Here is an 11626-nt window from a genome sequence, read left to right as displayed (position 1 = left end):
CCATTCGATATTCTTCTAAAAAGAACACTGAATGTTGAAGCTCGAATTGCGAAGGGTCTTTACTTCAGCAACTCGTATATCCCGGCAACTCCCTGACCACCGCCGACGCAGGCTGTGACCATTCCATATTTTTTATTCTGTCTTCTCAACTCATTGAAAAGCTGAACAGATAACTTGGCTCCTGTACATCCCAGCGGGTGACCGAGTGCCACAGCACCTCCATTCACATTTACTTTATCAGGATTCATATCCAAGGATTTAATCACTGCCAGTGCCTGTGCTGCAAAGGCTTCGTTGAGCTCAATCAAGTCAATATCCTGGAGGGAAAGGCCGGCCTGCTTCAAAGCTTTTGGAACAGCTTCTTTAGGCCCAATTCCCATAATTCTAGGGTCAACCCCTGCCACAGAATAAGACATCATTCTTGCGATAGGATCCAGACCTAGTGATTTCATCAATCGCTCAGACATCACGACCACAAATGCTGCTCCATCGGAAGTTTGGGAAGAATTACCTGCAGTCACCTGACCTCCCATTTTGAAGGCCGGCTTTAATCCTGCTAGGACTTCCAGAGTTGTTCCTTCTCTTGGACCTTCATCTGTATCGACGACAAACTTTCGGGTTTTCTTTTTCCCTTTATCATCCAAATAGGTCTCTTCTACTTCCACTGGAACTATTTCATCTTTGAATTTGCCTGATGAAATCGCTGCCAAAGCTTTTTCATGAGATCTCACGGAGAAAGCATCTGCTTCCTCCCTGGTTATGCTATAGTCTTTTGCCAATTCCTCTGCAGTCAAACCCATACTGAGGTAATAGTTTGGAGTTTGGGTCGCTATTTTGTAATTCAGGGCAGTCTTGTAACCCATCATAGGAACAAGAGACATAGATTCTGTCCCGCCGGCGATAATACAATCCGCCATTCCGGCTTTGACTTTACCTACTGCTAAGGCTATGGCCTCTACACCAGATCCGCAATATCGATTCATGATAAATCCTGGATTGTCAATTCCTAAGGCCAGAAGAGAAATCATTCTTCCCATCTGCATTCCTTGTTCTGCCTCTGGCACCGCATTTCCGACGATCAGGTCATCCACCATTTTTGCTTCAAGGCCTGGGGTATTTGCAACCAAATGCTTGATCACATCTGCAGCCAAATCATCCGGTCGATAAAATCTAAAACCTCCCTTTTTGGACTTGCCAACTGCTGATCTATATCCGTTTATTATATATGCTTCCATTAGTTGTTTTTTTAGTTTTTAAATGTCTTTTAGAGCCCGAGAAACAAGATCCTAGAGACAAGAATCAAGATTGAATCTGCCTAATAAGGATTTTCCTCTATGGTGTTTTTTAATCCAATTATCATTTTCTGAACTTCAGAAAGCTCTTCACTGAATGTGGTGAACCTTTCTTCACTTAGGATTCCAACTCTTCTGGCAATAATTCCTTGAGTTTCTAATTCGAAACTTTCTCCTAAACTGATATCCAAACAATTCGAAAATGATTTTGAAGAATTTCTAGCTGTTCCCTCTGCAATATTTGATGGAATAGATACACTGCACCTTCTCATTTGAGAAGTAATCCCAAACCTTTCTTCAGAAGGAAATGATATAGTCAATTCATACACATTGACAGCTAAATCCACTGCTTTTTGCCAAACTTTCAGGTTCTTGAAATTATGTTTAAGTCTCATTTTCGGATTTGTTTAAAATCTTTTTCAGGATTTAATTTCTTACTTCTTGACTCTTGACTCTCGATTCTTGGCTCTAGTTTCTCAGAGGTTTTCCTTTGAACAAAATACTGTGAATACGCTCGAGGGTTTTTTGCTCTCCGGTCAAGCTGAGGAAAGCTTCTCGTTCCAAATCGAGTAAGTATTGCTCACTCACCTCTGTGGCTGAGGACAAATCACCGCCTGACATCACCCAAGCTAATTTTCTTGCGATTTTGGCATCATGTTCAGAGATATAGTTGCCATAGAGCATTCCTGTGATTCCGGCTTCAAACAAGGCCAGGGAAGTTTTGCCCAAGACCTTGATATTGGTTTGCTGGACGGGCTGAGAGTATCCCAAATCAGATAGGGAAAGTACCTTGGCTTTCGCATCGGCCAGTTGCCTTTTTCGGTTCAACGTGATTCCATCGGTTTTTCTCAAGTATCCCAATCCCCTAGCTTCTTCCGCTGAAGTAGAAACCTTCGCGGTGGCGATATTCATGAAATATTCCTGAAGCTGATTAAGCTCAACATCTCCGTTCATTACACTGTTGGAAAAACGAAGCGTCATCTCCTTGGTGCCGCCTCCAGCAGGAATCAATCCTACTCCGACTTCCACTAATCCCATATACAATTCAGCATGAGCCTGGATATGATCAGAGTGGAGAGAAAGTTCACATCCTCCCCCCAAAGCCATATTGTGTGGGGCAACTACCACAGGAATAGAGGAATATCTTGCCCGCATCATGGTATTCTGGAATTGGGCAATCATCATGTTGATCTCATCAAAATCCTGGTCACCGGCAAACATAAACAGCATCGCCAAATTGGCTCCTGCGGAGAAATTGCCTCCTTCATTACCAATAACCAGTCCTTTGTATGACTTTTCTGCCATTCCAATGGCAGTGTTGATCCCCTCGATGACTTCGGCGCCCATAGAGTTCATCTTGGTATGGAATTCCAAACCGATAACCTCGTCACCCAAATCATATATACTTGCTCCTGGATTTCCCCAGACTTTTTTGCCCGAGGACTTCAGCGTATCCAAAATGATGAAATCTTCAATTCCAGGGATTTCTTGGTAAGATTTGGAAGGGATATCGTAGAAATGCTTTTTCCCTCCAATGACTTTGTAAAAAGACTCATTTCCTGCAGAGAGCATTTCATGTACCCAAGGAGCTGCTTTTTCTCCTGCAGCTTCCATTCTTTCTACAGTCTCCTTGACGCCTAATACATCCCAGGTTTCGAAGGGTCCTAATTCCCAACCAAAACCTGCGCAAACTGCTTGGTCAATTCTATAGAGCTCATCGGAAATTTCCGGAATTCGGTTTGAACAGTACTTGAATAAGTCATAGAAAGAAGCACGATAAAATTCTCCTGCTCTATCTTCAAAATTGACAAGGAATTTGATGCGTTTCTTGAGGTCTTCGATGTCTTTGGAAGCTTCAAGAGCCTTAAATTTTGGCTTTTCAACGTCCTTGTATTCAAAAGTCTGGAAATCCAGTTCTTTGAGTTCTTTGCGCCCGTCCTTATGACGGATCATTTTGAAATATCCCTGTCCGGTCTTATCTCCAAACCATTTGTTGTTGTAGAGGACTTCTACAATTTTTGGCAATTTGAATTTATCACGGGATTCATCGTGTGGAAGTGCTTTGTACAGGTTATTGGCCACATTGACGGTGGTATCGAGTCCGACCACGTCCATGGTTCGGAAAGTCGCTGACTTGGCTCTACCAATTACAGGTCCTGTCAATTTATCCACTTCGGAGACTCCAAAGCCCATTTTTTCGATGGCATGCATTCCGGAAATGATCGCATACACACCGATCCGGTTGGCAATAAATGCCGGCGTATCTTTACAGAGTACTGTCTCTTTCCCCAAAAATCTATCCCCATAATCCATCAAGAAATCAATGATTTCGGGATTGGTTTTGGGTCCGGGAATAATCTCCAAAAGTCTGAGATACCGTGGGGGATTGAAAAAGTGCGTTCCGGCAAAGTTTACCTGGAAATCTTCACTTCTACCTTCACACATCAAATGCATCGGGATCCCTGAAGTGTTGGAAGTAATCAGGGAACCGGGCTTTCTGAATTTCTCAACTTTTTCGAAAAGCTGCTGCTTGATATCCAATCGCTCTACCACTACCTCGATCACCCAGTCGTAATCCTTGATCTTGGGTAGATCGTCGTCAAAATTTCCCGTCGTGATTCTGGAGGCAAAAGCCTTGTCATAAATCGCTGAGGGATTTGACTTCAAAGTATTTTGCAAAGCTGTATTGACCAATCGGTTCCGAACTGCCGGATGCTCTTTGGTCAATCCCTTGATTTGTTCCTCTTTAGTTAGCTCAAAAGGAACAATATCCAATAAAAGTACCTGTACACCGATATTGGCGAAATGGCATGCGATCCTGGATCCCATGACACCTGAACCTAATACGGCAACTTTTTTAATGGTTCTGTTCATTTTTTTGGGTTTTGATTTTAGCTCCCTTTCGGGAGGAGTTTAAAGTTCATAAATGGGTTTGTTGACATTGCTTCCATTAATCTGGTCGATGACCATTTGGATTTTGTCAAATACTCCGAAAAAGGTCTTCAAGTCGTTTTCCGAAACGACCTCCCGGATTTGCTGATTAAAGTCCATGATGGTGTTAATGGATCTTTCTTTTTTTGCCTTTCCTTCCTCGGTGAGAAAAATTCTTACCGAACGCTTATCATTTGGATCGGCCTCTTTATAGACCAATCCTTTTTCTTCCATGGTTTTAAGCATCCTCGTCAGACTGCGAGTTTCCAATCCAATCATGGGAGCAATTTTGGTAGCAGGGGTCCCTTCCTTGGAATTAATATTGATCAGAACAAATCCGATCGCAGTAGTGAATCCTTCTTCCACAGCTTGCTGATTGTACATGCGGGATATGGCATGCCAAGCGCTTTTGATGTGATAGTCAACGGTTTCTTCTCTTTTCATAGGATTCATGCATCCAAAAATGGTTCATCCTAAGTTAAGTAAATTTTGTATGCATGCATACTATTTTTGAAAAAAAGTTATGCATGCATCACAAATTATAAACTGAAAAACAGAGGTTTTATAAAATAATAATCTGAAATTATTATTATGAAAGCTATTTACAGAATAAAATAGATTTTTAAACTAAATTTTCCCAAAAATATTCTGAGATAAAATTTATTTGAAAATTAGTTAAATCTTAACTTTTGTAGAGTTCTTCAATCTGAGAATCAAACTTTTGTAGGATGACCTTACGCTTCAACTTCATCGTTGGGGTAAGTTCACCCGTTTCAATGGACCAGGATTTATCCAGCAATTTGAACCGCTTCACCTGCTCCCATTTTCCAAAAAACTTATTGTAGTGTTCTATCTCCTGCTGATATTTTTCCATGATTTCCGGTTTTTTCACCATTTCCGTATCGGTCAGATAAGGAATATCCTTTCGCTTGCAGAAATCTCTCAATCCCTCAAAACTTGGAACCACCAATGCGGCAGGATAATTTCTGCCATCGCCTACTACCATGAGCTGCTCAATCAGGAGCGATTCTTTGAATTTATTTTCCAAAACCTGGGGAGCAACATATTTTCCACCCGATGTTTTGAACATTTCTTTCTTCCTATCGGTGATCCGGAGGTATTCCCCGTCAAACTCCCCGATATCTCCCGTATGGAACCAACCATTTTTAAGTACCTCTGCGGTGAGTTCGGGTTCCCGATAGTACCCTTGCATGACATTTGGCCCTTTGACCAAAATTTCCCCGTCCTCTGCAATTTTTACTTCTACGTCCAAAACTGGCTTTCCTACCCATCCAATTCTGATTCCCTCGGGAGTACCGATAGATGCGGTGACCACAGGAGAGGTTTCTGTCAATCCATACCCTTCGCATACGCGGATCCCTGCAGCCCAAAAGACTCTCGCCAATCTGGGTTGTAAGGCAGATGCACCTACGTTGATTTGAGCAATATTTCCGCCCAAAGCCTCTCTCCACTTCGAAAAAATCAGCTTGTTAGCCAATTTTAGTTGGAAATCATACCAAGCTCCCATCGAAGTGTTCGGCTCATATCTTAATCCCAAATTAAGGGCCCAGAAGAATAAACTTCTTTTGATCCCAGTAAGCTCATAACCTTTTGCGACGATCTTATCATAAACCTTTTCCAATAGTCTTGGGACAGTATTGAACAGATGGGGTTTAACTTCTTTGAGATTATCTCCAATGGTATCCATACTCTCAGCATAATACACTGACAATCCCATTAGGATAAAACAGAAGGAGGCTGTTCTCTCGAAAATATGGCAAAGAGGAAGGAAGCTAAGAACCGTAGAAACTCCTTTTGGAATGATAAACCGGTCAGAAACTGAAATCACATTGGATAAAACATTGGAATGAGAAAGCATCACTCCTTTCGGCTTTCCAGTAGTTCCTGAGGTATAAATGATGGTAAACAAATCCTCAGGTTTTACCTTGGCTTTTGAAGATTCTAAAACGGCCAAATCACCTGATTTACCTTTTTCTTCCAGGGAAGACCAGTGCTCAATTCCTGCCAACACATCAAAAGAATAAATTTTCCTTCCTTCAGCCGCTTGTTGGGCTTTTTCTGTAATCAGCTCATTTCCCGTAAAAATCAGCTTTACATCGGCGTGATTGAAGATATAGGAATAATCTTCGATCGTGATGGTGGGATACATGGGTACAGAAATGGCTCCAATTTGCTGAAGTGCCAAGTCCACAAAATTCCATTCCGGGCGATTATCCGATATGATGGCAACTTTATCGCCTTCTCCGATATTGATGGCCAGGAGTCCAAGACTGAGATTATCTACAATTCCTTTTACATCTCTGGATGAGTAGGTTTTCCATTGTCCATCCAGTTTTTGAGCAAATGCAACTTCTTTTTCATAAGTAGAAATCTGGTAGGAAATGAGATCGAATAATCGGCTTGGCTCCATTTTTTTTAACAGGTATTGGGTTTATGCTGATTAAGATAATTAAAAACCCGACATGAAGCCAAATCTCGTTTTTCCACCAAATCCACACACTATTTATTCTATTAGAATATTTATTAAAGAAAATCTATTAAGGTTATTAAGGCTGTGGATTTGTGGACAAAGCAGCTTCAAATTGTTAACCACAGTCTTACGAGGGTTTCTAAGATTATCTTAACAGGTTATGCACTGTTTATCCACTTTTAAATCTTTGAAAAATAATGACTTATTGGAAATTGGTAGTTTATGTGGAATTCTACCTGATATTAATCGGTGTGTAATCTCTCTGTGGATAGTAGGATTTTTCTTTGTGGAAAATCTTTGACTTATCCATGTTCATGAATGATTTCGGTTTTAGACTCACTCCATTTGGGGAAAACCCCTGTATTGTCCCAAAGATTTCCACCAATATCCACCGCTCTGTACTGGATTATCCACAGAAAAATTCTCTGTTTTTGTGAATTAATTTTCCTTACTCTTAGTAATAATCTGGTCAGTTAGGGTCCATCCTGCCCTAATTACGAGCTCATTTTTTGTTTCTGGATTGGTGTAATAAAAGACTGGTTCTGCCTTCCTTCGTTGCGTGAAATTGGCAGGATCCCATCTTTTGTTACCATTTAAATCTTCGATTACTCGGATTTTGTAGTTTCCTGGCTCTAATAATTTAAAGGAATAGGTATTTCCGGTAGGAATAAATAATTCACGTGAAACAGTGCCTTTGGAATCCATTAGCTGCACGATATATGGTGGGCTTGCACCTATGATGGTTCCTGCTATTTCGTCTGCCAGGGACTCTCTTTTGATCTTTTTATAGTTTGCCGAGAGGACTGCTTCATTGTATTGGTTTTCCCAGTCTAGGAATGTGGAATCTGCTGCTTTTAATGTAAAAATTTCTTTACTGATGGAATCTGGGATGGAAAGAGATATTTTCAAAAGATCTCTCCTTGCAGAATCTGTAAAATGGAACATGGATTGTTCTATCCTGATTATTCCTGCACTGTCATATTGAACATATAGAGAATCTGTGTTGATTTTGGAAATGGGTTTGTTGAAAGTCAATTCCATTTCCATTTGACGGTAAAAGTTTCTACCTGAATTTGCAGATAGGGTCAGTTTATCTGGTTTTCGTTCGCTTTCAGGAAATTTAGCCCAGATCAAAGTGTCTATTTTAAAACCTACTGAATCTGTCAGTTGGATTGAAAACTGTGTACTATCGGTGATGCTATTTTTTGGATAAATTCTTATTCTTTTATCTGATGTATTGTATTGATAATCAATTTGTTTTGATTCATTTTTTATATCAATACTTACTGGATTTTTATTCAGGATTACATCAAAATTTCTCCCATAGTTTCCTGTTCTTAGGATTCTAATGGGAGTGAAATCAGCTTTTGATAGATTAAATTCTAGATTGCTTAGATTCTGTTCAAGATGGAGAGTATCCAATAGAAAATCATAAGCTTCGGATTTGTATTCTGCCTTTATGCTTCCATTTTCATCGTTCCATGCGTAAGCGAAGTAAGATCCATTTTTAATATTGGAAATTTTAAAGTTTCCTGAAGAATCCACTTGGCTGAGGTAATAAGGTGCTCCGGTGAAGATGTCTGTGGTATCACCTATGGGATACACTCCTACTAGCACATTTTTGTATTCCAATCTGCTATCTGGAAAAAGGTAATTAACCTTTCCTTCTAGAGTAAGGCTGTCTATGGAGTTTCCTGTTGAAAAAACCAGCTTCAGATTTTCTGCCGGGTTTTCTTCTGAAATATCGACTACGGCTTTTTGAAAGTCGAAAACATAAGTGGTGTTTTCCTCAAGCTCTTGATTGAGCTCAACCGTGATCGTGTTTTTGTTTGAAGAGAAAATGACTTCGTCCTTTTTGATCCTCGGAGTGATAACTATGCCTTTGCTTGGATTATCCAATTTGACATATTCATCAAATATCAAAGTCAGTTTTTCTGGTTTGATGTTAAGGGTTTCATTTTTGGGAAAAGACTCCTGAAGTTTGGGAGGATCCTTATCTACAGGTCCACCCATAGGAGTACTTTGCTTCGCACAAGAGGCGATGATGCACACCAGAAATGCTAAAACTATTGAATTTAACTTGTTCACCTTTTTTGAAAAATGAAAATGTTACTGGAGTAGTTGTTGGTTTTTTTTGCCTCAATATTTGAACGCATCCCGGAAGTGAATCCTTTTAGAAAGTTTCCAAGAGATTTTTGGTTTTGATAGCCTTCTGAAAGTAGAGAAACGTAGAAGCTATCCATTTTCATGGGCTTCTCATCTATTAGCTTCATTGTAAATAGTTCTTCGAGGCCTTTGATGCAGGTTTTGTTGAAATGATAAAGATGTCTAGGTACATCCCATCCTGCCCAGAAAGGTCCATATTTTAATGCATCCCAAGATTCCGGATTTGGTACAGCAATAATGATGTAACCATCTGGTTTTAAATGTTTTAATAGTGATTTTATCGTTTTTCTCAAGGAATGGATATGTTCTATAACATGGAAAAGGGTAATCACATCAAATTTCTTTGTTTCTCTGATTTCCTCGATGCTCTGAAAGACTTTATTTTCCAATTTAGCATTTGCCAAACCTCTAGCTTTTTCATTCGGTTCTATTCCTGTGACCTTCCAAGATCGATTCTTTGCTGCTGAAAGCAATTCTCCTGTACCGCAGCCATAATCTAACCAGCGACCACTGTTTTTATAAGACTCGATGAGATTGATCTTTTTCTTTATGTTTTGTTTTCGTGCAAGGTTATAAATGAATTGAGTTAAAGAAGAAGATTGATCATTGTGGGAAAAATATTCCGGGAATTCATAATACCGGGCTATTTCTGTTTCTTCCGGTCTTGGGTTGGTAAATAAAAGTTGGCACTGGGTACACTTACAAATCACAAAGGACTCCTTGGTGACTGCATGATCGATTAGCTCTTGGTGGTTAAGAAAATGCCCACTTTTACAGAGTGGGCATTTGGTGAGTCTTTCTGACATTTTACCTTCCTAAATAGACTGTTAAAATGGATAAATCTGATGGAGAAACTCCGCTAATTCTTGAAGCTTGTCCCAATGTTTCGGGTCTTATTTTGTTAAGCTTTTGTCTTCCTTCAGCTGATAATGCCGTAATGGCTAAATAATCGAATTTATGTGGAATTCTGAAGTTTTCCATATTAGAAAGCTTCTCTACCATCTGCTGCTCTTTTTCGATGTAGCTATCGTATTTTATTTGAACTTCGGCTTGTTCGAGAACTTCTTTCGGGTATTTCTCCAGATAAGTCTTCAATTCTTCATGGATATTTTTCAAATGTTCCATTCCGATTTGTGGTCTCTTAAGGAGTTTTTCTGCACTTGTTTTTTCTGAAATTGTAGCGGTTCCTATATCCTCCAGAGCTGAATTGATCGAATCAGGGCTGAATCTTTTTTGTTTGAGATCATTTAGCAGTTTAGCGGTATTGGATTTTTTCTCCAGCATTTTCTGATGTCTTTCTTCAGATGCCAGACCAATTTCATGACCCATTTCTGTCAATCTCAAATCTGCATTGTCTTGCCTTAGTAATAGTCTAAATTCAGCTCTGGAGGTAAACATCCGATATGGCTCTTCTGTACCCTTGTTGATCAAATCATCTATTAATACTCCGATGTAGGCATCAGAACGTTTTAAGATAAATGGATCTTTTTCCTGGGTTTTCAAACTTGCGTTGATTCCTGCGATTAAGCCTTGAGAAGCTGCTTCTTCATATCCAGTAGTACCATTGATTTGGCCTGCGAAATATAGATTTTCTATGATTTTGGTTTCTAAAGTCTGCTTTAATTGAGTTGGTGGAAAGAAGTCATACTCTATTGCATAACCGGGTCTGAACATCTTTGCATTTTCAAATCCTTCGATTTTTCGAAGTGCTTTGTACTGAACGTCTTCAGGAAGTGAGGTTGAAAATCCATTGACATAGATCTCTACTGTATTCCATCCTTCGGGTTCGACGAATATTTGATGGCGGTCTCTTTCTGCAAATCGGTTGATTTTATCTTCAATGCTCGGACAGTATCTCGGTCCAAGGCCTTGAATTCTTCCATTAAACATTGGAGATCTGTCAAATCCTGTTTCCAAGGTTTGGTGGACGTCTTTGTTCGTGTAAGTGATCCAACAAGACCGTTGTTCTTTCAATGGTTGTGTAGAATCTAAATAGGAAAATTTTTCAGGGTTTTCATCTCCAAATTGTTCTTCCATTCTAGAATAATCCAAACTTCTCCCATCTACTCGAGGAGGTGTTCCGGTTTTCATCCTTCCTGCCTCAAAACCTAATTGCACCAGTTGTTCAGTGATTCCTTTTGCTGCAGATTCTCCTGTTCTACCTCCTCCAAATTGTTTTTCTCCGATATGAATAATTCCATTGAGGAATGTTCCATTGGTCAGAACCACAGATTTACTTTCAATTTCCAGTCCAATGGCTGTTCGCACGCCTTTTACCCGTCCATCTTTGACGATAAGTCCGGATATCATTTCTTGCCAAAAATCCACATTTGGTGTATACTCCAAAGCGAGTCTCCATTCTTCTGCGAATCTCATTCGATCATTTTGAGATCTTGGGGACCACATTGCTGGCCCTTTAGATCTATTGAGCATTCGAAACTGGATCATTGATTTGTCTGAAATAATTCCAGACATTCCTCCGAGAGCATCAATTTCACGAACTATTTGTCCTTTGGCCACTCCGCCCATGGCAGGGTTGCAGGACATTTGCGCAATAGTGTTCATGTTCATGGTACACAATAATACCTTTGAACCCATCTTTGCTGCAGCATGTGCGGCTTCACAACCAGCATGCCCAGCTCCCACTACTATCACATCGTATTTTGGAAACATGGTATATTTTCTGTTAGTGTTTCACGTGGAACAGTTGAATCAGAAATTGCCAATCTATTCGAACATGTTTCAC

At 40.0% G+C, this 11626-nt stretch carries 8 protein-coding genes; all 8 read right to left on the bottom strand.

The features are described from left to right. Nucleotides 1-59: 59 nt before the first annotated feature. On the bottom strand, nucleotides 60-1235 hold the full coding sequence (locus tag G458_RS0104500; RefSeq protein ID WP_026950849.1) for a thiolase family protein: 1176 nt from the start codon (nucleotides 1233-1235) through the stop codon (nucleotides 60-62). An 80-nt stretch (nucleotides 1236-1315) separates the two neighbouring features. Further along, nucleotides 1316-1687 (bottom strand): four helix bundle protein, encoded by a 372-nt coding sequence (locus G458_RS0104495; protein WP_026950848.1) that lies wholly within the window; start codon nucleotides 1685-1687, stop codon nucleotides 1316-1318. 73 nt (nucleotides 1688-1760) lie between these two features. Then, entirely contained in the window at nucleotides 1761-4166 is a 2406-nt protein-coding gene (locus G458_RS0104490) for a 3-hydroxyacyl-CoA dehydrogenase/enoyl-CoA hydratase family protein (protein WP_026950847.1), read from the bottom strand. Nucleotides 4167-4205: 39 nt separating this feature from the next. Beyond that, a complete protein-coding gene (locus G458_RS20180) occupies nucleotides 4206-4667 on the bottom strand; it encodes a MarR family winged helix-turn-helix transcriptional regulator (RefSeq protein ID WP_035467772.1) in 462 nt (153 codons plus the stop codon). A 238-nt stretch (nucleotides 4668-4905) separates the two neighbouring features. Further along, on the bottom strand, nucleotides 4906-6654 hold the full coding sequence (locus G458_RS0104480) for an AMP-dependent synthetase/ligase (RefSeq protein WP_026950846.1): 1749 nt from the start codon (nucleotides 6652-6654) through the stop codon (nucleotides 4906-4908). 498 nt (nucleotides 6655-7152) lie between these two features. After that, nucleotides 7153-8802, bottom strand: a complete 1650-nt coding sequence (locus tag G458_RS20175; RefSeq protein WP_035467714.1) for an Ig-like domain-containing domain — start codon at nucleotides 8800-8802, stop codon at nucleotides 7153-7155. Then, the gene (locus tag G458_RS0104465; RefSeq protein ID WP_026950845.1) at nucleotides 8799-9686 is read right to left on the bottom strand and encodes a methyltransferase domain-containing protein; all 888 of its coding nucleotides are present in this window, start codon (nucleotides 9684-9686) and stop codon (nucleotides 8799-8801) included. The genes G458_RS20175 and G458_RS0104465 overlap by 4 nt, the downstream gene beginning before the upstream one ends. 1 nt (nucleotide 9687) lies before the next feature. Further along, nucleotides 9688-11553 (bottom strand): tRNA uridine-5-carboxymethylaminomethyl(34) synthesis enzyme MnmG, encoded by a 1866-nt coding sequence (mnmG, locus tag G458_RS0104460; RefSeq protein WP_026950844.1) that lies wholly within the window; start codon nucleotides 11551-11553, stop codon nucleotides 9688-9690. Between the last annotated feature and the right edge of the window lie 73 nt (nucleotides 11554-11626).

This window comes from Algoriphagus mannitolivorans DSM 15301, from assembly GCF_000429425.1.
Taxonomy (GTDB): domain Bacteria; phylum Bacteroidota; class Bacteroidia; order Cytophagales; family Cyclobacteriaceae; genus Algoriphagus; species Algoriphagus mannitolivorans.
This window is presented reverse-complemented; position numbering and strand designations above follow the sequence as displayed.

Coding starts and splice junctions, on each gene's coding strand:
- G458_RS0104480 (WP_026950846.1), bottom strand. CDS start 6,654: ATGGAGCCAAGCCGATTATTCGATCTCATTTCCTACCAGATTTCTACT.
- G458_RS0104490 (WP_026950847.1), bottom strand. CDS start 4,166: ATGAACAGAACCATTAAAAAAGTTGCCGTATTAGGTTCAGGTGTCATG.
- mnmG (WP_026950844.1), bottom strand. CDS start 11,553: ATGTTTCCAAAATACGATGTGATAGTAGTGGGAGCTGGGCATGCTGGT.
- G458_RS20180 (WP_035467772.1), bottom strand. CDS start 4,667: ATGAAAAGAGAAGAAACCGTTGACTATCACATCAAAAGCGCTTGGCAT.
- G458_RS0104500 (WP_026950849.1), bottom strand. CDS start 1,235: ATGGAAGCATATATAATAAACGGATATAGATCAGCAGTTGGCAAGTCC.
- G458_RS0104465 (WP_026950845.1), bottom strand. CDS start 9,686: ATGTCAGAAAGACTCACCAAATGCCCACTCTGTAAAAGTGGGCATTTT.
- G458_RS0104495 (WP_026950848.1), bottom strand. CDS start 1,687: ATGAGACTTAAACATAATTTCAAGAACCTGAAAGTTTGGCAAAAAGCA.